This window comes from Streptomyces radiopugnans (assembly GCF_900110735.1).
GTDB lineage: Bacteria > Actinomycetota > Actinomycetes > Streptomycetales > Streptomycetaceae > Streptomyces > Streptomyces radiopugnans.
The window spans coordinates 42,795-65,398 of sequence record NZ_FOET01000019.1; the positions used below are offsets into that span (position 1 = coordinate 42,795).

Consider the following 22,604-nt stretch of genomic DNA (forward strand, 5'->3'; position numbering starts at 1 on the left):
GGACGCGGGCGGACGGTGGTCATCGGCGGCGGCCCTTGCGGGTGGCGCGGGTGGTGAGTTCCTCGTAGGCCGGGGCGTCACCGGCGCGGACGCGGTCCCACGCGCGGGCGAACAGCTCGGGCACCGGCACCAGGGGCACCGCGCGGGAGCGGTCGGGGACCGGGTAGAGACCCTGCTTCCAGACCTCCACCGGCAGTGCGGGGGACTTCAGGTCGAGCCAGCCGCACGGCAGGAAGAGGGTGCGCCCGGCGCGCGCCCGCTTCGCCTCGACGACCAGGCCGGTGGCCGCCAGTTCGGCGCGGGCCCTCTTCGTCCGGGCGGGCTTCCAGCCCGTCCAGCGGGCGAGGTTGCGGTCCGTCGGGTCGGGCAGGGCCAGCAGTTGCAGGTAGAGCGCCGCCGCGTCCTCGCCCAGACCGTGGGTCCGGGCGACCTCGGCGACCAGCCCGGGCACGACGACGGCCGGGTCCTGGGCGTATCCGGTGGGCCCCTGGGGATCCGTCCCGGCCGCGAGGGCGCGGGCGAGTTCGCCGTCCAGGATCGTCCGCAGCGCCCGCATGCCCTCGCCCCGCCCCGGCCCGACGATCCCCTCGACCAGTCCGAACACGGGGTCGTCCGCGCCGGTGAGGGAGCCGGGGCGGAGCAGGACGGCCTCCTGGTCGCCGTACCAGGGACGCAGCACCAGCGCGTCGCCGGCGTGCGTCAGGCCGTGCGCGCCGGCGCCGCCGGTGGCGGGCAGCCCGTACGCCCTGCGCAGCTCGGCGGCGGACTGCGAACCCTTCTCCGTCCACGACAGGTCCAGGTCGAGCAGCAGGTGCGGATCCGCGACGCGGCGGCGCAGCGCGGCCAGTCCTTCCGGCAGGACGGCGCGCAGCGGGTGCCCGTACGGCAGGTGGTAGGCGAGAGCGGCCAGGGCGGCCACGGCACGCGTCAGGCCGTACCGCCCGGGCAGCGCCGCGGGGTCCTCGGCCACCAGATCGCCGTCCTTGCCGGGCCGCTGCACGGTGGTGCGGCTGATCCAGGGGGTGCGGCCCGGGTTGAGCACCTCCTCGGCGGCGCCGGCGGGCAGACCCGCCGGGAAGAGCTCCTCGGCCGTGTCCTCGGGCAGGCGGACGAACCCGGCGAGGCGCTCCGCCCACACCCGGCCGGCCGCGTCCGTGTCCGGCCCGGCCGTCCACAGATCGCCCGGCTCCTCCGGCAGCAGCGCGCCGACGAGGGCCGTCAGGTCGCCGGGCTCCAGCGAGTCCAGCAGCGCGTCGCCGAGTTTCTTCTGCCGCGGCTTCAGAGCGGTGACGGCGGTCACCTCGGCGGTGAGCTGCGACGGCCTCCCGGCGAGCAGCAGGGCCGCCTGCACGGGCCCCAGACCGCCCCGCGTCGCGGTGGCCAGGGCGGCGGGCGCGTCCGGACGCCAGGGCGCCGGGCCCTTGTCCCGGATCAGCCCGGTCACCGCGGCCAGCGCCTCGGCCGGGAACACCGGCGGGTGCGCGCTCTCCTCCTCCAGTGTGAAGTGCGCGACCGCGCCGAACACGCCTGCCGGGTCGTGGTCCAGGGCCAGCCAGTTCACACGCCTGTTGCGGTGGTCGACGTTCCGGCAGCCGAGGACGACGACGGTGCGGCCTTCCCGGCGCAGCACCTGGCCGACGCGCTCCTGCCCGGTGTAAGGCTCGCCCAGCACGATCTCGCGCGGCGCGCACCCGGGCGCGGCCAGCGGCCCCTGCGCGATCACCTCGAACAGCAGCAGCAGCGCCCGGCGGTGCGCCTCGGGCAGGGCCGGTGAGGCGGCGCGGTAGGCGAGCGGACGCAGCACGTCCAGCACGGGCAGCCACACCGCACCGATGCCCGGAACTGTGAACTCCTCGCTGCGCCACCCGTCGGCGACCCCGGCGAGCCGGGCGGATTCGGGCAGGGGCCTGCCGTCGGCGGGCTCGCCGGACAGGACGTGGTTGACGGCGCGGATCTGACGCAGCGTGCTCCAGCGCTGTCCGCTGCCCCACCAGCCGTGCAGCCCGGCGAGGCCGCCGACCGCTTCGCGCAGCGTCTGGTCGTCGCCGTCCTCGGGGCTGTAGTCGGCGAACATGCCCTCGACGCGCTTGCGCTCCACCCTGGGCCGCTCCACCGGAGGCGCCGCGAACCCGGCGACGGACGCCGCCAGCCGCAGCACCGCGCGCACATGGGCGGCGACACCGGCGAGCAGACGCGGCTCGGCGAGGGCGGGCAGAAGGCCGGAGACGGTCTTCCGCAGGACCTCGTCGGCGGTCGGGAGGGCGGGCTCGCCGGTGGTGGCCTCCGGGCCGCCCGCCGCCTTCCTCCGTGCTGCCGCCGCCTCGGTCTTCGCCCGCAGCTCCGCCAGCGCCTGCGCCCCGGCGCACAGCAGCTCGTCCGCCTGCTCGTCGCTCAGCGTCCGCAGGACCGCCGACGCGTCCTCGTCGCGCGGCCGCAGCGCGTGCCAGAAGTCCACCGGCGGGACGAGCCGGGTGCCGGCGGCGAACTCGCCGCCCCGCTCCAGCGGCGTCACCCGGCCCGACTCCCACGCACCGGCGTTCTCGCCACCGGCGTACAGGGCTATGTGGCGGTGCTGGGCGACGACGGCGGGCTCGGCGCCGCCGGGCAGCCGCAGCACGCCGAGCGGTACGCCCGGCACCCGCCCGCCCGCAGCCGGCAGGGTGACGGTCCGGCCGTCCGGCGTACCGGCGGTGGTGCGGGCCCGATCGCCCTCGCCCTCGGTGCGCACCCAGCGGCCCAGGACCGTGCCGTCCGTGCCCAGCGGGCTGTGCTCCAGGCCGGGCTGGAGGGGCAGCACCGCGCAGTGCTGCTGGAGCAGGGTGGCGCCCTCGCGGATGCCGGAGCGCAGGAACGCGGGCAGCGAGGCGCGCCCGTGCGCACCGGTGGCCGGGTCGTACTCGAGCCACACCTGCTGCCGCCCCTGCCGGCCCTGGCGCCAGTACGAGGTGCCGTCCCCCAGGACGCGGCGGCCGGGCGGCACGACCGTGTCGCCGGCGTGCAGGGCGCGCCCGCCGGTGGCGCGGCCGCCGCCCGGCAGGGGGATGGAGGTCTCGCCCGCGCCGCCGCCGTACCAGTGCGGGAGCTTCTCGCCGCCGAGCGGGAACACCTCGGCGGGGCGGGCCGACCAGTAGCCGTGCTGCCTGCCGTCCTGCCGCCACATCACCAGCAGTTCGCCGTCGGTGTAGCGGAACGACGGGCGGTTCCAGCGGTCCGGCTCCACCGGCAGCCGCAGGTCGTGCTCCAGCAGGATGTCCTGGGGGCCCACGACGATCGCCTTGTGCCGGCGGGAGAGGATCAGCGCCGGCCAGGCCTCGTGGACGGTGAGCGTGTCGTCGCGGTCGTGCCGGGTCTCGGTGTCCAGGCGCCGCAGCGCCTCCTCCAGCGCCGGCCAGCCCAGCTCGTCCAGGATGCCGGCGCGCAGGGTGCGGCCCAGCAGCGGTGCGGCGTCGAACGCGGCGGCACCGGCGACGGCCTGCGGGCTGACGCGGGCGGCGACCGCGTGGAACGGGCGCAGCCGCTCCAGCGCCGCACGCGCGGCGGGCAGACCGGTCGCGGCCGTCAGCTCCGCGGCCGCGTCGTCCAGCCACTCGCGCAGCACGTCGGCGAGCACGGGGTGCCCGGCCAGCTCCTCCAGCAGCCCGGTGCCGGTGCGGTGGCCGCTCAGGTTGCCCACGGAGCGGTACAGCAGGCGCCGGCAGCGCGGGTCGGCCGCGACGGCCGTCAGGTCCCGCCGCCCGGGCAGGGTCTCCCTCAGCCACCGGTCGAGGGCGAGGAAGACGCCTCCGCCGTCCTCGGGCAGCGTCAGCGGTACGCCCTCCGCCACGCACAGGTCCAGCAGGTCGAGGTCGGCGCCGGCGTGCCAGCGGCCGGTGAAGAGGTCCACGGGGCGGCCCTGGGCGCGCAGGCGCGGCGCCATGCGTTCCACCAGGGCGAGGGTGGCCGGCGAGCGGCCGCTGACGGAGGAGCCGTGCTTGCGGTGCAGCGCCCAGCGGCTGAGCCAGTCCGCCGCGTCGACCCCGCCTGCCCCGGCCCCGCCCGCCCCGCTCCCGTCGGTCTCGGCTCCGCTCGTCCCGGCTCCGCCCGCCTCGGCCTCGCCCGTCAGCAGCCGGTCGGCGCCGGTCTCCGCGAGCAGCGCCAGCCAGAACTCGTCGTCCTCCGTCGAGCGGCCCAGCCCGGACGGCATGATCTCCAGCAGCCGGACCCGTACGGCGGGCTGCCGCCCGGCCAGGGCGGCCAGCGTGGACCGGTAGGCGTTCCAGAAGGACGCGGGGGCCCGCACCGCCGCGGGCGACGCGAGCAGATCCGCCACCAGGGCGCATTCCTCGGCGACCCGGTCCAGCCCCGCGGCCCTGATCAGGCCGCGCGCGTCCTGCGGCAGGGACGCGTACGGCGGCATGCCCGCCGCGCAGCGCTCCACGGTCAGCTGCCGGAACTGCGCCCACGCCTCGGCCGGGGCGAGCCGCGCCGAGAGGGCCTTCACGTACTCCTTGAGCGCCTTGACCGTCAGTGCCCCGGCGAAGGCGAACTCCAGGAACACCGCCCGCTGCCGCTCCTCGTCCACGGGCAGCGCGTGCACCCGCTCCGCCTCGCGGGCCTTGCCGAAGAAGGCCGCCGCGTACGTGGTGTTCTCGTGCCGGAGGAAGACGCGGGCGGCCTGCTCGTAGAAGGTGGGCAGGAAGTGCGGAACGGCCCGGCCGAGCCGCTCGCCGAGCTCCTCGAAGCCCTCCTTCGCGGCGCCGGGGCGGGACTTGGCCTGCCGGGCGAGCCGCTCGACGTCCCTGACCAGCGCCAGCGCGTGGTGCCCGTTCGCCGGGTCGTTGACCAGCGCCCACGCGGGGAAGCCCAGGGTCTCCCGGCGCACCTGCCCGACCTCGTGGACCACCGGCTCCCGGACCAGCCCGAGGAAGTCCAGGGCGAGGTCCTCGGCCTCGCCGAGCATGCCCGGCACCAGCCGTACGATCCCGCGCTCCTCCAGCGCGGGGTGGGTGTAGGCGCGGACGGTGAGGACGTCGGCGTCCTCCCGGTCCGTGGCGCCCGGGGGCAGTACGGCGCCGGCCTCCAGCAGCGCGGCACAGGTGGTCTCGTCGTACGTGATGCCGTCGTACGCCGTCATGCCGCACGCTCCTCGTCCTCGATGTCGCGTCCGGCGTACAGCGCGGCCGCCATGCGCATGCCCTCCGACCAGGCCACCGGCCCGACCCGGCCGAGCTTCAGGACCCGGCCCGCCGGGTCGGTGAAGACCAGGGGACCGGTCTCCGTCTCCTCGTAGCCGTCGTAGTCGCCGACCCACACCCGGGCCTCGACACCGCGGCCTTCCTCCAGCACGGAGCACACCGCGTGGCCGCCGCGCACGCGGTAGCCCAGCTGGGCCGCGCGCCCGTGCAGGAACCTCAGCTCCTTGAAGACGCCGCCCGCGTAGTCCTCCACGCAAGTCGCCTCGGCGTCCAGCGCCGCGGGCCGGCGCCACACCTCGCGGAAGAGCTGCTGGGCGCGCTGCTCGACGCCCAGTTCGACGGCGAACTCGCGCAACTCCTCCAGCTCCTCCAGCAGCACCGGGTGCGGCAGGCGGACCAGGCCGGGGGTGAGGCGGACGGTGTCGCCGTCGAGGTCGACCACACCCAGGCCGCGCTCGGGGTCGGCGTCCCGCAGGAACCCGGCCACCGAGCCGTCCGCCCCCGTGACCACCAGGTCGCGGAGGGCGGCCTGCCAGGCAGGGTCCGGCCACACCCGCGCCAGGACCGCGAACGGCACCGGCAGCGAACGGACCATCCAGCGCTCCACGTCGGCCAGGCACTGCCGTTCGTGCCGCTCCAGCCACTCGGCGAGCTGACGCAGCCCCACCACCGCCGGATCGTCGGCGATCTTCGGCGGCACGGACTTCAGCCGCCGCCCGGCCGCGTTCCGGCACACCACCTTTCCGCCGTCGAGGGCGACTTCGTAGTCGCCGGCCGACACCCACCCCATGCGTGCCTCCCGCATCCGCAGTGATCAAGTGACGGGAACTGTAGAGCAGGGCGCTGACACCGCAGGACGGGCGGAAGCGGCGGGAGGTGACGGCCGGTCAGGCCCCGTGCCCGGCCCCGTGCCCCGGCCCGTCCACGCGCCGGGGGCGTCCCGGTCACCACCGGCCCCGAACCGCCCGGCGGTGCGCGCCCGTTCGCCGGACGGCCGCGGGGGAGCAGGCCGCCGGTCCGGGCCCTGCCCCGGCGCGCGGCCCGTGGGGCCCCGCAGGGTCCCGGATCCCCCGCGTCGCCCGGCTAGGATCCGGACCATGCCGCTGACCGTGAAGGACGTGGACCGGTTCGAGGCCGCCAGGCCCCGTCTGGAGGCCATCGCCTACCGCCTCCTGGGCTCCGCGAGCGAGGCCGAGGACGCGGCGCAGGAGACCTTCCTGCGCTGGCAGGCCGCCGACGTCGAGCGGATCGAGGTCCCCGAGGCCTGGCTGACGAAGGTGCTCACCAACCTGTGCCTCAACCAGCTCGCCTCGGCCCGCGCGCGGCGCGAGACCTATGTGGGCCAGTGGCTGCCCGAGCCGCTGCTGGAGGGGGATCCGATGCTCGGCCCGGCCGACACCGCCGAGCAGCGCGAGTCGGTCTCATACGCGGTCCTCACCCTGATGGAGCGGCTGTCCCCGCACGAGCGGGCGGTGTACGTGCTGAGGGAGGCCTTCGGCTACCCGCACCGGGAGATCGCCGGGATCCTCGGCATCACCGAGGCCGCCTGCCAGCAGATCCTCCACCGCGCCAGGAAGCACATCGCGGACGGCAGGGCCCGCACCGAGGTCGACGAGGCCGCCGCCCGGAGGATCGCCGAGGAGTTCCTGGCGGCCGCCGCCGGCGGGAGGACCGAGCCGCTGGTGCGGCTGCTCACCGCCGACGCGGTCTCGGTCGGCGACGGCGGCGGGAAGGTCCCGGCCCGCGCCAGGCCGGTCGAGGGCGCTCTCGCGGTCGCGAAGTTCATGCGCGGTCTGTTCAGGCCCGCACGGGCCAAGCGCGCCCTGGTCGGCGGCTCGCCCGGACTCCACGTCACCACCGCCAACGGCGGGCCCGCCGTCGTGGCGGTCGTGGACGGCCGGGTCGTCGGCGTCGTGTGCCTGGAGGTCACCGCCGAGGGCATCGCCGCGATCCGCAACCAGGCCAACCCCGACAAGCTCGGACGCGCGACACAGGTGTGGGCGGCCGCCGACCACGGAGAACCCCTGTTCCACGCCTTCTGACCGCGGGGCGGAGCGCTCCCGGCCCCGGCACGGGCGCCCTCCGCCCGGATGTGACCTGCTTCACACCGCGTTCCCGTCAGGAAACGGCGCGCTGCCCGGTTCAAGGGGCGAACCGCGCAAGGGACGGAAACCGCGCAGACAGGAGCCAGGGAAATGAAGCACCGCATCATCGTCCTCGGGGCCGGCTACACCGGAGCCGCCGCGGCCGGCCGCCTCGCCAGGCGGCTGCACCGCGACGACGTCGCCATCACCCTCGTCAACGCCGCCCCCGACTTCGTCGAACGCGTCCGGCTGCACCAGCTCGCGGTGGGCCGGGAACTCAGGCCCCGACCGCTCGACGCGATGTTCGCGGGCACCGGTGTCGAGCTGAGGACGGCGAGGGTCACCGGCGTCGACGCCGACCGCAGGACCGTCGCCGTCACCGACACCGCCGGAGACGTCCGGGGGCTGGAGTACGACACCCTGGTGTACGCCCTCGGCAGCGGCTGGAACGACCAGGGTGTCCCCGGCGCAGCCGAGTACGCCTGCGAGATCGCGAGCCGGCCCGGAGCGCTCCGGCTGCGTGAACGCCTGGCCGGCCTGTCCGCCGGGCAGCCCGTGGTCGTCGTCGGCGGGGGCCTGACCGGTCTGGAGGCCGCCACCGAGATCGCCGAGGCCCGCCCGGACCTCGCGGTCTCCCTCGCCACCGAAGGCGGCCTCGGCGACCGGCTCTCGGACAAGGGCCGCGCCCACCTGCGGAAGGTCTTCGACGGGTTCGGCATCACCGTGCACGAGTACACCGCCGTCACCGCCGTCGAGGCCGACCGCGTCACCACCGCCGACGGCGAGGCCATCCCGGCCGCGGTCACCGTGTGGACCACCGGCTTCGCGGTCCACCCCGTCGCGCGGGCCACCGCCCTGGAGACCACCGCCACGGGCCAGATCGTGGTGGACACGACCATGCGCTCGGTCTCGCACCCCGACGTGTACGCCGTCGGCGACGCCGCCATGGCGACGGGCCCCGGCGGCAAGCCGCTGCGGATGTCGTGCGCCTCGGGCACCCCCACCGCGTGGCAGGCCGCCGACGCCATCGCCGCACGTCTGACCGGCGGGAAGCTCCCGAAGATCCCGATCCGCTACTTCAACCAGTGCATCTCGCTGGGCCGCCGGGAAGGGCTGATCCAGTACGTCACCGCCGACGACCGGGCCACCGGCGCGGCCCTCACCGGCCGGCTCGCCGCCGTCTACAAGGAACTGGTCTGCAAGGGCGCGGCATGGGGCGTCGCCAACCCGACCCTCGGCCTGCCGGTCCGCCGCCGCCGTGTCGCACGGGAGGCGGCCCGGACGGGCCCGGCCCTCAGGACGTCCGCCTGACCCGTGCGGCGCGGCGGGCGCCTCCCGTCGCGGGCGCCCGCCGCGCCGCCCTTCCTCGGGGCCGTCGTCCCCCGGTGCCCCCGGCGCGTCCCCCTCCTCCGGTCAGGCGGGGCCCGCCGCGGCGAGCTTCGCTGCGTCGGGAGCGTAGACGGTCATCCAGTGCGGACGCAGCCGGTAGTAGACCACCTCGTCGTCCCAGTCGAAGGCCTCATCGCCGTAGAAGTCCTTGAGGTACGAGAGCAGATCCGGCCAGTCCGCGGCCGGTTCGCCGCCGCGGGGGTTGAGGACCTCCACCGTGCCGTGGGTGAACACCCCCAGGTCCTCGCCCCGCATGTGCGCGGCGCTGACGGCGGGACGCGCGGCGAGGTGCCGGGCCTTGGCGGCGTCGCGTGCCGTGCCGAAGTGCCACCTCCCGTGCAGGAAGTGACCGTCCACGCCGCTGATCCGCGGTTCGCCCTTCGCCGTCACGGTGGCCAGGGCGAGGGTGCACATGCCGGTGAGGACCCGGGTGAGCTGTTCCGCGTTCAGCGTCCGCTCGGTGCCGACGATCGAGCGGAGGTGGGAGGTGGAGCGGGAGAGCGAGGAGTCGAGGAGGGCCTGGAGCTCCGCGAGCTCCTCCGGTGTTTCGCGCATGGGGATCCTTGTCCGTCCGTGGGAATCCGGCCCGCGTTCACCGTCGACGCCGGCCGGTGAGGCCATGCTCGACGCGAAACCCGACACCTTGTGTCATGTTTCCCTCCGGCCTGACCGTGTCGGGGGCCGGTTCGCCGCGCTGCGCCGCTTCATCCCGGACGACGCCGATCGCGCCGGCCGCCGGCCGCGGTCCTGATCAGCGGTACGTCCCGCGTGAACTGCCGGAACCCGACGCCGTAGTACAGCCCGCGCGCCTGGGGATGCCCCGGCGCACCCAGGCAGGCGACCGTCATATGGGTGGCCCCGGCCGCCCGTGCCCGGTGCATCCCGTGCAGGAGCATCGCCCGTGCCAGCCCCCGGCGCCGGTAGTCCCGGTGCGTCCCGACCGGCTCGAACTCGGCGGTCCTGTTCGCTTCGTCGAGCCACATGATCGCCGAGGCCGCCATCGTTCCGTCGGGCGCCTCCACCAGGATGTGCAGGTCACCGCGGTACGCGGCCGTCCGCCGGACACCCTGGTAGCCCTCGGCCGTGTACGTGGAGGAGCCCCAGGCGTCCAGATGGGCCTGGACCGCGGCCTTCGGCCCGGCCTCGTCGGCGGTGCGGAAACGGAACCCGTCCGGCAGGACCGGCGTTTCCAGGTCGGTGAGGTCCCGCTCGTTGAGCTGGGTCCAGGAGCCGGTGTCGCCCAGCGAGGCCGGGTCGGTCCGGTAGCCGTGGGCCGCCCAGCGCCGCAGGGCGAACTCGTCGGTGGCGTTCGGCAGCACCGTACGCTCGAAGCCCGCCGCCGTGCCGTCATACCAGTCGATCACCTCGTCCACCAGCCCGGCATGGCCGGGGTGGACCTGGTACGCCAGATACGCTGCGGTGACCTCCTTCACCGACCCGTCGCTCCGCCTCGCCCTGCGGGGGAGGAAGACCCAGCCCCACGCCACCAGTTCCCCGTCGGAGAACCACATCCGGCGCCGCCAGCTCGCGCCGTCGCAGGCGTGTCCCCTGCCCCAGTTCCAGGCCAACTCGCCGTACGAGGCGTCGCTGTTGACCAGGTCCGGGCGGGTGGCGGTGACCCGCTGTGCCAGGTCCTGCATGAGCTCCAAGTCCGCGGCGGTCACAGGCTCGGCGTCCGTCATGGTGCGCCACCGTGCCAGGACCGTACGAAGCCGTCGAGCCGTTTTCCGGGACCGCGGACCGCGGCTCGCGGCTCGCGGCAGTCGTACGAGCACCACCGGGTGGGCGCCTCACACGTACGCGCCGGCCGCGATCGTGCCGTCCGCCGACGCCGCGGACACCGGTTGGCAAGGGGCCCGCCGCCGAGAAGGCCGCCACACGCCGACTGCCGCAGGAGACCGCTCAGGTCCTGCGGACCCCGCGGGCCGGGCGCCGGGGAGCGCGAAGCCCGGCCGGCGCGGGACGCGGCGATGAGTTTCTCCGGCCCCGGGAGTCACACCACCGTTGTCCGACGACACCGGAGGAGCGCATGACCCAGCTGCTGAGAGTCCAGAACTTCAACGTCTCGAGCGACGGCATCGGCGCCGGCGAGGACCAGAGCCTCGAGAGCCCGTTCGGGCTCCCCGGCGCCGAGAGGCTCTTCGCCTGGGCCGGCGCCACGGCGAGCTGGCCCAGGCGCACCGATCCCGGGGGGAGCCGGGGCCTGGACGACCACTTCACGCGGGACTACGCCCGCAACATCGGAGCCGAGATCATGGGCCGCAACAAGTTCGGGCCCCAGCGCGGGCCCTGGCAGGACCACGAGTGGCGCGGCTGGTGGGGGGACGAGCCCCCGTTCCACACCCCGGTGTTCGTCATGACCCACCACGAGCGCCCCTCGTTCACGCTCTCCGACACCACGTTCCACTTCGTCGGCGGCACCCCGGCCGCGGTCCTCGGACAGGCGCGGGAGGCGGCGCAGGGCAAGGACGTCCGGCTCGGCGGCGGAGTCGCCACCATCCGGCAGTTCCTCGACGCCGGCCTCGTCGACACCATGCACGTGGCGGTCTCACCGGTGAGGCTCGGGCACGGTCTGCGGCTCTGGGAGTCCCCCGACGAACTGCTCGACCGGTTCCATCTGGAGGTCGTGCCCAGCCCGAGCGGTGTGACGCACCACCTGTTCTGGCGGAAGTGACCGGACCCCGGCCCCGGCGACCGTGCCGTTGGAGAGCGGGCGGCCGGCGGCCTAGGCGCGGCAGCCGGCACCCGAACGACCGGGCCGACGGGCGGGGGCGGGCGCCGGCTGCCACGCTGAGGTCACACAGGACTCGTGAAAGGGAAGCGCCGTGATCACCACCGACTTCGTCCCCGGCTCCCCCTGCTGGATCGACCTGGGAACCCCAGACGTCCGGGCCGCCGCGGCCTTCTACGCTGCGGTGTTCGGCTGGGAGTACGAATCCATGGGGGAGGAGGAGGGCATCGAGGGCGGGATGCTCCGGAAGGACGGCAGGACCGTCGCCGGGCTCGGCAAGCTGACCGAGGAAGGCGCGCGCTCGGCGTGGATGATCTACTACTGCGTCGCCGACGTGGACGCCGTGACCCGGGCCGTCGAGCGCGCGGGCGGCACCGTGCGCGTGCCACCGACGGGTCTCGACGAGTGGGGCCGGATGGCGCAGTACAGCGATCCGCTGGGCGGTCAGTTCGCCGTTCTGCAGCCGGGGAAGGACACCGGCGCCGAGCTGATGGGCCGGCCGGGCTCGCTGTCCTGGACCGAGCTGTACACCAGCGACGCCGCGGCGTCGAAGGAGTTCTACGGGGGCGTCCTCGGCTGGCGGTTCGACGACATGGAACTGCCGGGCGGCGCGGGCACGTACTCCACCGTCACGCCCGCCGGGCTCTCCGACGAACGTGCGCAGGGCGGCATCATGGGGATGCGCACCGAGGACCTCGCCCTGGCGAACGGGCGGCCCTACTGGCACCCGGTCTTCGAGGTCGCCGACTGCGACGCCGCGGTCGCCGCGGTCACCGGGAACGGCGGCAGCGTGCAGATGGGGCCGGAGGACGCGGAGGGCGTCGGCCGGCTGGCGGTCTGCCTCGATCCGGCGAACGCGGACTTCGTGGTGCTCGCCCCGAACCCGAGCTGAGCCGTGCTCCCACGGCCGGTGGGACGATGTGCGCGGCCGGGCGCGGTCGGCCCCCGGGTCGGCCGCGCCCGGCCGTTCCCGGGCGCATCCTGCGGCGATGGCGGGGGAGCCGGGGGGAGGCGGCGTCGCCCAGGGGTCCTCCGGTGTGCCGGGCCAGGCCTTCCGGGGGAGCCTCCAGGACCGTGCCGGGCTCGCCGGGAGGGGGGAGGGACGGGTGCGGGGCCGTGGCAGACGCCCCGGCGGTCGCCGGCCTCCCCACCGGTCCGCCGGTGAACACCACCGGGGCCGTCTCCGGCGGCAGTGGGCACCGCTCGACGGGCATCCCGGGCCGCCCGGTCCCGGAGGCCGGGAGGGGGGCGGCCGGCGCCGGCGAACGTGCCCGGCCCCGGCGGACGAGGAGCCGCGCGGGACGCCCCCGGGCCGACCACTTCGGCCCCGCCGACCGCGGTGGCCCGGTGCCGGCAGGGCCGATCGGCCCCCCGAGGGGCCTGACGGCCCCTGGCCCCAGTGAGCGGCGGTACCGAGACTGGGGGCGAAGAGGCCGCCCGCCGGTGGCCTTCCGGGACGGGAGCGCGCGATGAGCAATCCCGCGATCGCCTGGGCGGGCGTTCTCGCCCCAGGCCGTGGCGCTGTCGCCACGGACTGGGAGACGTGACCGCTCGGAGCGCCGCCGCGGAACGTGCACGTCCCCGGCCGCCTCCCCGGCGCACCTGCCGCCCGGCGCGGCTGCACGGCTGCACGGAGTCTCGACCTGCCATGGCCGGGAGAGGTGGGGGTACAGGGGGAACCGAACCCTGCCGGGGACAGGCGCGCGGCCACGCCGCCGGCCGGGGCCCCGGCGGCGCAGCGGGCCATCCGGTGCACCCGCCGCACCCGCCGCACCGCGCCCGCCACCGCGTCGCCGACCCGCCTGCGAAGGAGCAATCGAACATGACCCGACAGCCGTCCGGCACGGTCCCGCGACACGACTCGGAACCGGTGGCCGACGCCCACCGGCGCGGTGCCGCGCAGGTGGCCGGGCTCCTCGGCGTGGACCCGTCCGAGGGACTGCCCGAGGCGGAGGCGCAGCGGCGGGCCGACGACTGGGGCACCAACTCACTGGCCGAGCCCGCTCGCCGGTCGCAGTTGCTGCGCCTGCTCGACCAGTTCCGCAGCTGGCTGATCGGCATCCTGCTCGCCGCCGCGGTCGTCGCCGGCATCATCGGCGACATCAAGGACGCCGTCGTCATCACCGTCGTCCTCGTCCTCAACGCCGTCATCGGCTACCTGCAGGAACGACGTGCCGAACGCAGTCTGGAGGCACTGCGGCAGATGCTGGTGCCCACCGCCCGGGTGCGTCGCGACGGCCGGGTGCAGGTGGTCCAGGCCCGCACCCTGGTGCCCGGCGACGTGGTCCTGCTGGAAGCCGGCGACCGCATCCCCGCCGACGGCCGCCTGGTGGTGGCGGAGTCCGTCGAGGCCGCCGAGGCCACGCTGACCGGCGAGTCCCAGCCCGTCGCCAAGACGACCGCGCCCACCCGGGCCGACGGCGACGACCCGGTGCCCGTCGCCGAACGCACCGGCATGCTGTTCATGAACACCGCCGTGACCCGCGGACGCGCCGAGATGATCGTGACCGCCACCGGCATGGGCACCGAGGTGGGCCGGATCGCCGCGGCCCTGCGCACCGGCACCGAACCGCCCAGCCCGCTGCAGGTGCAGATGGACAGCCTGGGCCGGCGACTGGCCGTGGTCAGCGGTGTCGCGGTGGCCGCCTACGCGATCGTGTCCCTCGTCCGCGGAGAGGACCTGGCCGACCTCGCCCTGCGCGCCGTGGCGCTGGCGGTCGCCGCGATCCCCGAGGGCCTGCCCGCCGTCCTCGCCCTCACCCTGGCCCTGGGCGTGCACCGGATGGCCCGCCGCGGCGCCATCGTCAAGCGCCTGGCCTCCGTGGAGGCCCTCGGCTCCGCGACCGTGGTGTGCAGCGACAAGACCGGCACCCTGACCCTGAACGAGATGACCGCCCGCGCCCTGTGGTCGGCCGGGCGCTTCTACGAGGTGACCGGCGACGGCTACGACACGGCCGGCAGCGTACGGCCGGCGGCCGGCGCCGGTCCGACAGCAGGCACCGGTCCGGCCGCCGCGGACCCGCAGGACGCGATCCTGCCGTTCGCACTGTGCAACGACGCCCGCCTCACCGGCGAGGGCATCATCGGAGACCCCACCGAAGCCGCCGTGCTAGTGCTCGCCGCCAAGACCGGTCTCGACCCCGAGGCGCTGCGCGCCCGCACCCCGCGCACCGGCGAGGTGCCCTTCGACCCGGCCGCCAAGTACATGGCCACCTTCCACGCCGAGGCCGACGGATCCGCCCGCATCCACGCCAAGGGCGCCGTCGACGTCCTGCTGGACCGCTGCACCCACGTCCTGACCGAGCACGGCCGCGTCCCCATGGACGACGAGCGGCGCCGGGAGGTCGTGGCCGCCGCCACCCGGCTGGGCGGTCAGGGCCTGCGCGTCCTCGGCGCCGCCACCGCCACCACCACCGGCCGATCGAACTCGCGGGAGGTGGCGGGGCTGACCCTGACGGCGGTCGCCGGGATCGCCGACCCGCCCCGCTCCCAGGCCCGCGACGCCGTCGCCCTGGCCCAGGCCGCCGGCGTCACCGTCAAGATGATCACCGGGGACCACGCCGACACCGCCGCCGCCATCGCCCGCGAACTCGGCATCACCGGTGATGCCGTCACCGGCGCCGAACTGGCCCGGATGAGCGCCGAGGAACTCGCCTCGCGCATCGACGGCGTCGGCATCTTCGCCCGCGTCGCCCCCGAGCACAAGGTCACCATCGTCCGCGCCCTCGCGCAGCGCGGCCACATCGTGGCCATGACCGGCGACGGGGTCAACGACGCCGCCGCCCTGCGCGCCGCGCACATCGGCGTCGCCATGGGCGTCACCGGCACCGACGTCGCCAAGGAGGCCGCCGACATGGTGCTGACCGACGACGACTTCTCCACCATCGTCCGGGCGGTACGCGAAGGCCGCGCCATCTACGACAACATCACCACCTTCGTCCGCTTCCAGCTGTCCACCAACGTCGGCGCCATCCTCACCCTGCTCGCCACCGTGCTGGCCGGGCTGCCCGCCCCCATGACCGCGATCCAGCTGCTGTGGGTCAACATCATCATGGACGGGCCGCCCGCGATGGCCCTGGGCATCGACCCGCCGCGGGAGGGCATCATGCACCGCCCGCCCCGGCCGCCCGGCGAGCGCATCCTGGGCGCCCGCCGGCTGGGCGCCATCGCCCGCGCCGGCGCGGTCATGGCCACCGGCACACTGGCCGTCTTCGCGGTCGCCCGCGACCTCACCGATCCCGCGACGGCCGCGACCATGGCCTTCACCACGTTCGTGCTCTTCCAGCTGTTCAACGCCCTGAACGCGCGCAGCGAGGACGGCCCCGTCCTCGGCCGCCACCAGCTGCGCAACCGCATCCTGTGGGCCAGCCTGGCAGCCGTCCTCGTGCTGCAGATCGTCGCCGTGCAGGTCCCCTTCGCCCACGGCGTCTTCGACACCGTCTCCCTCACAGCCGCCCAGTGGGCGGTGTGCGTGGCCACCGCCTCCACCGTGCTGCTCGTGGAACACCTCTGGCGGTCCCTCCGGCCCCGCGGCGGCCACACCTCCGGCGCCCCCGCACCGCACCCGCACCACCGCGCCGCGGCACGCCCCGGCGAGTGAGACCGCCTGGTCCCCGTAGGTCACTACGGCGGCGGCAGGGGCCGGGCGCAGCCCCACCGGGAGGCTGTGGCGTGGACGGGCCGCCCGCACCGGGCTCCGGCCCAGGGCGATCTCCGCCGGCCGGCCGTGCCGTGCGCCTGCCGGAAAATCCTCCGGGGATGTCAGCCGGCGCTGTTAGCCTCCTGCGGCCCGTGTCATGTGGGGGACCACAGGGAGGAGAAACGTGAACAGTGCCGAGGAATCCGGGAGTTGGCGAAGATCCCGTAGCCTTGCCGCGGGGTGCCTCGCCATGGCCGCCGCGCTGACCGCACCCGGCGCGGCCCATGCCGTCGAGAACCTGCCGCCACGTCAGCCGCTGGTGCAGGATCTGCAGGCCGGAACCCGGCCGTGCGCCGCCGGTGAGGACAGGCCCTACGTCGCAAGCCCGCCCACGCTCAGCGCGGTTCTGTACGACCCGGAAGAGGACAACCAGCCCGCCGAGGCCAACCTCGTGCACGGCGAGTTCGAGGCCTGGTGGCAGGACGCCGACGGTGCCGAGCAGCGCCTGACGTACTCCACGCGCACCACGCTGTCGGGGACGCGGCAGCAGTGGAGGCTGCCGCAGGACATCCCGGCGAACACGCCGATCTCCTGGCGCGTCCGCGCGAACGACGGAACCGCGGTGTCGGCCTGGAGCTCCCAGGGCGACGGCATCACCTGCGAGTTCGTCTACGACGACGTCAGCCCGGACAAGCCGGTCGTCACCTCCCCGGACTACCCCGAGGACGAGATCCGCGACGGCGTCGGCGTCTGGGGCGGCTTCACCATGGACTCCCCGTCCGACGACGTGGTCGAGTACCGCTACAACTTCATCGGCGGCCCGTATCTGACCGCCCGTCCCGACGAACCCGGCGGCCCGGCCACCATCCGGCACCTTCCCACCAGACCTGCGCCCGACTACCTGAGCGTCCGCGCGATCGACCGGGCCGGCCGCAGCAGCGCGACGACCACGTACTGGTTCCGGGTCAAGTCCGGCCGTGCCCCGGTTGCCCACTGGACGCTCGGTGACGCGGCCGGTTCCGCCACGGCCGAGGCCGAGAGCGGGCCCGACGCCCGGGCAGGCGCCGGTGTGACGTTCGGCGCCTCCGCACCCAGGGGCACCTCACTGGCCTCGGCAGTCCGTCTCGACGGCGGTGGTCACGGGTACCTCACCCCGGACGTCCCGGCCGTCGACACTCGCGGCACTTATGCCGTCAGCGCCTGGGCACGCCCCGCGGAGACGGACCGTGGCATGACCGTGGTCAGCCAGGACGCGGGCCCCTCCGCCGGCTTCTCCCTGGATCTGCACACGAGCGGCGACGGGCCCCGATGGTCCTTCGCGGTCGGCGGTACGCGGATCTCCGGTGGGGCGCCGGAGACCGGCGAGTGGGCCCATCTGCTTGGCCTGTACGACGTGGAGACCGGCCTGGCCCGGCTCTACGTCAATGGGCGTGAGGTCGGTACCGCCGCCCGGGCGACGCCCGCCGACACCTCCGACGGAGCTTTCCAGATCGGCCGGGTACGCAAGGACGACGGCTACCGCGGCCGCTGGCACGGCGAACTCGGTGACGTACGGGCGTACGACAGGGTCGCCGTGCCGGACGAGGTGAACGAACTCGCATACCGCAAGCCGACACTGCTCGGCCACTGGTCCCTGGAGGACGCCCCGGGCGGTGTGAGTCCGGAGCAGAGCGGCAGGGCCCCGCTGACCCTCGGCCCGGGGGCCACCATCCACCGTGTTCCGGACGGTTCCTGCACCCCCGACTTCGATCCGGACTGCCCTGCCGTGCCCTACCCGCTCGTCGGTGACGGTCATCTCCGACTGGACGGCGAGAACGGGTATGCCAGCACCGACAGTGCCGTCGTGGACACAACGAACAGCTTCACCCTGGGCGTGGTCGTCCGCCTCGCCGATTCCGCGCCGACCCGCCCGATGACCGTGCTGTCCCAGCCGGGCAAGCACACGGACGTCTTCAAGGTGCGCTACGACCCCTCCGTCCACTCCTGGCAACTGGTGATGCCGCAGAAGGACAGGGCAGACGCGCCCGAGGTCGTGGTGTCCCAGATCCATGCCCCGGACGGCGGAGAGGGGCCGGGCCACCGGCTGGCCGTGGTGTACGACGACGCCGCCGACCGGATCAAGCTCTACCTCGACGGTCACACCAACGACGGCGCGACAGCGTCCTTCCCCGGCAGTCCGCCGAGCTCCGGAGCCCTGCAGATCGGCCGCTCCATGACCGGCGACGGCTGGGGCGAGTATCTGCACGGGGACGTGGACGAGGTGCAGGCGTACGCCGGGGCGCTGCGTGACACCGACATCTTCGGCCTCGGCTGGGGCACGGCCCCTTGCCTCTGCTGAGTCCGGCGCACACCGGCCTTTCGGAACCGATGGGCCCGGCCCTCTTCGCCCTGTCCACGGGCATGCGAGGGACGGGCCCATCGGCCCGTGCCGCCTCCGCGTCCGGTCGGTCCGGCGCGCCGGAGACCGGATCGACCCCGTGAGAAGGGAACCCCGATGATCGCGCGCACCTCACTGCCTCCCTGTGCCGGTCCCGCTGGAGAGGCCGGCTCTTGAACGCCCGCCGGCGGATCGCCGTGGGGTGGGCCGTGCTCTGCCTGGCCGGCCTCGCCGCCACCTTCGCCCTCGGTACCGAGCCGTCCGCGGACACGCGGCGTTCCCCCGGCGGGGAACCGGCGCCGACCGGCACGTACGCCGTCGACTGCCGGGAACTCGCCGACGACGTCGCGCAGGCCCGTGCCGAGGCCGAGCGCGAGCGGCGCGAAGCGCTCGCCCCGTCCGCGACCCCGGTGCGCCCGAACGCGACCCTCAGGACCGTGATGGTGCCGGAGGAGTGCGCGGACGAGTTCGAGGACCGCGGTCTGATGACACGTTGAGCACGGCGCATCCCGCGGTCGGCCACGGGACCTCGCCGCCCGCCTCGTTCCGCGTGATCTCCGTCCACCGGATCCCGCCGTGCGGCCGCCGCGGGGCGATCGGCCCGGCTGGTACGCGGAACCCGCTGCGACCGTTACGGGTGCGCCCTAGCGGCCGTTATCGGAGCGTCTGTGCCCAGCGGCGTCGCCCCGGAGGAGCGGTGGACCTGTTCTCTGTACGCGTGCACGGTCCCAAGGTGTTCGGACGCCGGCGGCCCCGGCGCCGTCCGGAAGCGCTGATCGGCCGCTACCGGGCGCGCCCACCGGGCACCGAGTTCGGGCGATGGGCTCTGGAAGCGGCCCGGGAGCGCCCGGCCGGACTGCCGACGACCGAGCGGATGCCGGCCGGGCCCTTAGGGGCACAGCGGGACAGGCGGCTGTACACCGAACCGAGCTGGACCTGACCACCCTTCGCAAACCTTTCCGCCCCCGACTCGCCCACGGAGGTCATCTCGGTGCCCGACCACACCCCGCCCGCGTCCCCCACCGGCGCCCCGGCCGCGCGTGCGGCGCGGGACCGTGCCGCCGCCGCCCGGGCGGCGATGGTCGCCCGTCTGGAAGAGGCCGGCGACCTTCGCCCCGGGCCCGTGCGCGACGCCCTGCTGGCACTGCCCCGGGAAGTGCTGATGCCGCAGGCGTACGTGCGGCGCAGCGCACCGGAGGAGACACCGCCGCGCTGGGCGCTGCTGGACTGGTCGGCGGCCGCGGACCGGCCGGAGCTGCTCGATGTGCTGTACGACGGAAGGAGCGTGCTCATCCAGCACGGCGGCGAGCCGCTCCTGGGCCGGAAGCGCGGTGTCCGCTCAGGAGGCGCGATCACGTCGATGGCCAGCGTGACGGGGACGACGGCCCGGCTGCTGCAACAGCTGGATCTGCGGCCGGGGCAGCGGGTGCTGGACATCGGCACGGGCGCGGGGGTGACCGCCGCGGTGGCGTGTCTCCTCTGCGGTGATACGGGCGTGGTCACCCTCGACCGGGATGCGCACCTCACCGCGGCCGCCCGGGCGCGCCTGGCCGACCTCGGCCACCGGCCCGTCGCCGTGACCGGAGACGGTGAGGCGGGCTGGCCCGGCCGGGCACCGTACGACCGGATCCTCGTCTCCTTCGCCGTCCCCCGCGTACCCGGGGCGTGGTTGGAGCAACTCGCGCCGGAGGGTGTGGCGCTGGCGACGGTCGGCACCAGTTCGCCGTCGTGGCCGGGCCTGGCCACGGTCACCAGGACACCGGACGGCCGGACTGAGGCGGAGCTACGGGCAGTGGAGTTCGGGCACCGCGCCGGGCATGGCCTGGAGCGCGTTCTTCTCGATGCCGGTCTCCGTGCACGGATCGCCGCCGGCAACGGCCGGACCGCGTACAGCCGTCTGGCACCGCCACCGGACGTCGCTCGGGGAATGTGGCTGGCCCTGGACCATCTCCATCCCGGACTGGTGCGTGACTTCGGCGCCGAGCACCTGGGGATCGGAGCCCCCGCATGCGGCTCGTGGGTGCGCGTCCGTCCGGACGGCGGCGGAGTGTGGGCCGTCACCTCGTCGGGGCCACGCGACATCTGGGAGGAGATCCAGGGCGTCGCCGCCCGGTGGCGGGCCGCCGGGCAGCCCGCGGCGTACCGGCTGGAGTTCGGACCGGGCGGGGAGCAGTGGGCGAGTGCCGGCCGCGGCCGAGGCGCCCTGTCCTGGCAGCTCACCGATCAGCGCCCGAAGGGCCCCCGGACAGGGGACGGGGAGACGCGGTGACGAGCCGGCGCCTCGGGCGAGGCCGGTGATCCGGCCGGCCGGCTCAGGCCCGGTCGCCCTCGCGCCGGTCGCGGACCGCGCCGCCGGCCGGGGAGAGGCAGCGGCGTACCAGTTCGAGGGTGCGGTCGGTCACGGCGTCCAGCGGGGCGCCGTGCTCCACGGCGGTCAGGGCCGTGTGCAGCATCCCGGCGATCAGGTCGGCGGTCAGTTCGGGGCCGGGGGCGCCGATCTCCCTGACGGCGGCGCGGAACGGCTCGACCTGTTCCAGGTGGAGTTCCATGAGCCGTTCCTGGCAGGCGGGAGGCAGACCGGCGCTCATGAGGGCGGCGGCCGGCCGGTGCGCGCCCTCGGAGCCCAGTCGGAGGCTCTCCCGGAAGAACGCCTCGACGCGTTCCACCGGGCCGCTCGCCGCGGCCATGGCGCCGGTGAACGCCTCGTTCGACCGCCGGAACGCCTCCTCCGTGATGGTCGCCAGCAGGGCCGCCGAGGAGTCGGAGTACTGATACACGCTGGAGCGGGCCAGACCCGCCCGGGCGCCGACCGCAGCCGGGGTGACGGTGGCGGCGCCCTCGTTCACCAGGATGTCGATCGCCGCCCCGACCAGCGCCTCGCGCCGGCGGGCACGGTGTTCGGCGACGGTGGAGGCGCTGATCTTCGGTATCCGGTGAGGCTCCGGGGGTGGCGGGCGGGGCCGGGAGCCACGCGTCGGCCCGCGGCCCCGGTATCGCCGTGTCGTGGGTGACCATGACCGTGGCCGTGCCGCGCTCGTGGGTCTGCTCGGCGATCAGATGTACGGCCTCGGCCGATCGCACCCGGTCCAGCGCGGAGGTGGGCTCGCCCACCAGCAGGACGGCGGGGGAGGTCATCAGGGCGCGGGCCAGGCCCGCGCGCTGGCGTTCGCCGCCGGACAGCTGGTGCGGCCGGGAGCCGGCGCGGTGCGCGAGCCCGACCGCCCCGATGAGCTCGTCGGCCCGGGTCCGGGCCGCGCCGTCGAGGCGCCCGTCGATGTGCGGGGGGCGGCAGGAGCTGTTCCCTGACGGTCAGCGAGGCCAGCAGGTTGGACTGCTGGAAGACGAAGCCGATGTGGCGCCGGCGGGCCGCGGTGCGCTCCCTGTCCGACAGGGCGGTCAGCTCGGTGCCGGCGACGCGGACGGTGCCCGAGGTGGGCCGCTGGAGGCCGCCGGCCACGGCCAGGAGGCTGGACTTGCCCGAGCCCGAGGGGCCGACGACGGCGACGAACTCCCCTGGAGCGACGGCCAGTTCGACATGGTCGAGGGCGGTCACGGCGGTGTCGCCGTCGCCCAGGGCGAGGGTGACGCCGAGCAGGTGCAGCCCACCGGAACTCGCGGCGTCCGGTGCGTCCGGCGTGTGCGATGCGCCCGGCGCGGCCCGGTGGCCGGTGGCGGTGGAGGGCGTGGTCATCGGGTGGCTCCCAGGGCGGTCAGGGGGTCGACGGCGGTGATGCGGCGGACGGCGACGGCGGCGCCCACGGTCCCCAGCCCGATGAGCAGGCCGGAGGAGGTGGCGACGGTCGGTGCGGACAGGGAGAACGGCGCCTTGCCGATCATCGCGCTCCCCAGCGCCAGGCCGGCGGCGGTGCCGACGGCCGTCGCGCCGACGAGCACGGCGACGACCTGGGCGAGCGCGTCGCGAAGGATGTACCCGGTGGGCGCGCCGAGTGCCTTCAGCAGTGCGATCTCGGCCTTGCGCTGCACGGTCCAGACGGTGAAGAACGCGCCGACGACGAGTGCGGAGATGGCGTACAGGAAGCCCTTGATCAGGGCCATGGTGCTCGACTCGGCCGTGTAGCCCGGGGACGCGCCGAAGGTGGCCTCCTTGGCGTCGGCTCCCTGTGCTCGGCGCTCCGCACGGCTGCCGGACGTCCCGCCCCCGCAGCGCGAGGCGCTCCGGCGGACCGGCGTCCCGGGGCGGCCTCCACCC

General features: G+C 75.2%; 14 protein-coding genes and 1 pseudogene. 8 read left to right on the forward strand and 7 right to left on the reverse strand.

What is annotated here, in order from left to right:
- Positions 1 to 19 precede the first annotated feature (19 nt).
- Entirely contained in the window at positions 20 to 5,113 is a 5,094-nt protein-coding gene (locus BMY40_RS24650) for a hypothetical protein (RefSeq protein WP_093662991.1), read from the reverse strand.
- Complete coding sequence (locus BMY40_RS24655; RefSeq protein WP_093662992.1) at positions 5,110 to 5,964, reverse strand: DUF4132 domain-containing protein; 855 nt, start codon at positions 5,962 to 5,964, stop codon at positions 5,110 to 5,112. The genes BMY40_RS24650 and BMY40_RS24655 overlap by 4 nt, the downstream gene beginning before the upstream one ends.
- 307 nt (positions 5,965 to 6,271) lie before the next feature.
- Here BMY40_RS24655 and BMY40_RS24660 point away from each other — a divergent pair, with 307 nt between their 5' ends.
- On the forward strand, positions 6,272 to 7,216 hold the full coding sequence (locus tag BMY40_RS24660) for an RNA polymerase sigma-70 factor (RefSeq protein WP_093662993.1): 945 nt from the start codon (positions 6,272 to 6,274) through the stop codon (positions 7,214 to 7,216).
- Between the two features lie 153 nt (positions 7,217 to 7,369).
- Positions 7,370 to 8,569: an NAD(P)/FAD-dependent oxidoreductase gene (locus BMY40_RS24665; protein ID WP_093662994.1), complete on the forward strand. Its 1,200-nt coding sequence runs from the start codon at positions 7,370 to 7,372 to the stop codon at positions 8,567 to 8,569.
- 102 nt (positions 8,570 to 8,671) lie between these two features.
- On the opposite strand, the gene BMY40_RS24670 is transcribed toward BMY40_RS24665, so the two are convergent.
- Together BMY40_RS24670 and BMY40_RS24675 are read right to left on the reverse strand one after the other, a co-directional pair.
- The gene (locus BMY40_RS24670) at positions 8,672 to 9,202 is read right to left on the reverse strand and encodes a pyridoxamine 5'-phosphate oxidase family protein (protein ID WP_093662995.1); all 531 of its coding nucleotides are present in this window, start codon (positions 9,200 to 9,202) and stop codon (positions 8,672 to 8,674) included.
- Between the two features lie 149 nt (positions 9,203 to 9,351).
- Positions 9,352 to 10,329, reverse strand: a complete 978-nt coding sequence (locus BMY40_RS24675; RefSeq protein ID WP_093662996.1) for a GNAT family N-acetyltransferase — start codon at positions 10,327 to 10,329, stop codon at positions 9,352 to 9,354.
- A gap of 347 nt (positions 10,330 to 10,676) precedes the next feature.
- Between BMY40_RS24675 and BMY40_RS24680 the strand changes: the two genes are divergently transcribed.
- The 6 genes from BMY40_RS24680 (at position 10,677) to BMY40_RS24710 (ending at position 20,663) form a co-directional block, all read left to right on the forward strand.
- On the forward strand, positions 10,677 to 11,321 hold the full coding sequence (locus BMY40_RS24680; RefSeq protein ID WP_093662997.1) for a dihydrofolate reductase family protein: 645 nt from the start codon (positions 10,677 to 10,679) through the stop codon (positions 11,319 to 11,321).
- Positions 11,322 to 11,472: 151 nt separating this feature from the next.
- Positions 11,473 to 12,270, forward strand: a complete 798-nt coding sequence (locus tag BMY40_RS24685; protein ID WP_093662998.1) for a VOC family protein — start codon at positions 11,473 to 11,475, stop codon at positions 12,268 to 12,270.
- Between the two features lie 930 nt (positions 12,271 to 13,200).
- Positions 13,201 to 15,978, forward strand: coding sequence for a cation-translocating P-type ATPase (locus BMY40_RS24690; protein ID WP_093662999.1), 2,778 nt, complete (start codon positions 13,201 to 13,203; stop codon positions 15,976 to 15,978).
- A gap of 289 nt (positions 15,979 to 16,267) precedes the next feature.
- A complete protein-coding gene (locus BMY40_RS24695) occupies positions 16,268 to 18,355 on the forward strand; it encodes a LamG domain-containing protein (RefSeq protein ID WP_093663000.1) in 2,088 nt (695 codons plus the stop codon).
- A gap of 212 nt (positions 18,356 to 18,567) precedes the next feature.
- Positions 18,568 to 18,891: a hypothetical protein gene (locus BMY40_RS24700; protein ID WP_093663001.1), complete on the forward strand. Its 324-nt coding sequence runs from the start codon at positions 18,568 to 18,570 to the stop codon at positions 18,889 to 18,891.
- Positions 18,892 to 19,385: 494 nt separating this feature from the next.
- Positions 19,386 to 20,663 (forward strand): protein-L-isoaspartate O-methyltransferase family protein, encoded by a 1,278-nt coding sequence (locus BMY40_RS24710; RefSeq protein ID WP_245770301.1) that lies wholly within the window; start codon positions 19,386 to 19,388, stop codon positions 20,661 to 20,663.
- A 43-nt stretch (positions 20,664 to 20,706) separates the two neighbouring features.
- Here the strand turns inward: BMY40_RS24710 and BMY40_RS24715 are convergent, their stop codons facing one another.
- From BMY40_RS24715 to BMY40_RS24725, 3 genes and pseudogenes are all read right to left on the reverse strand, one after another.
- On the reverse strand, positions 20,707 to 21,324 hold the full coding sequence (locus BMY40_RS24715) for a TetR/AcrR family transcriptional regulator (RefSeq protein ID WP_093663003.1): 618 nt from the start codon (positions 21,322 to 21,324) through the stop codon (positions 20,707 to 20,709).
- 61 nt (positions 21,325 to 21,385) lie between these two features.
- Positions 21,386 to 22,085: pseudogene (locus BMY40_RS24720) on the reverse strand (ABC transporter ATP-binding protein); the annotation flags it as partial.
- On the reverse strand, positions 22,082 to 22,450 hold the full coding sequence (locus BMY40_RS24725) for an FtsX-like permease family protein (RefSeq protein ID WP_245770302.1): 369 nt from the start codon (positions 22,448 to 22,450) through the stop codon (positions 22,082 to 22,084). The pseudogene BMY40_RS24720 and the gene BMY40_RS24725, both read right to left, overlap by 4 nt.
- Positions 22,451 to 22,604: the final 154 nt, after the last annotated feature.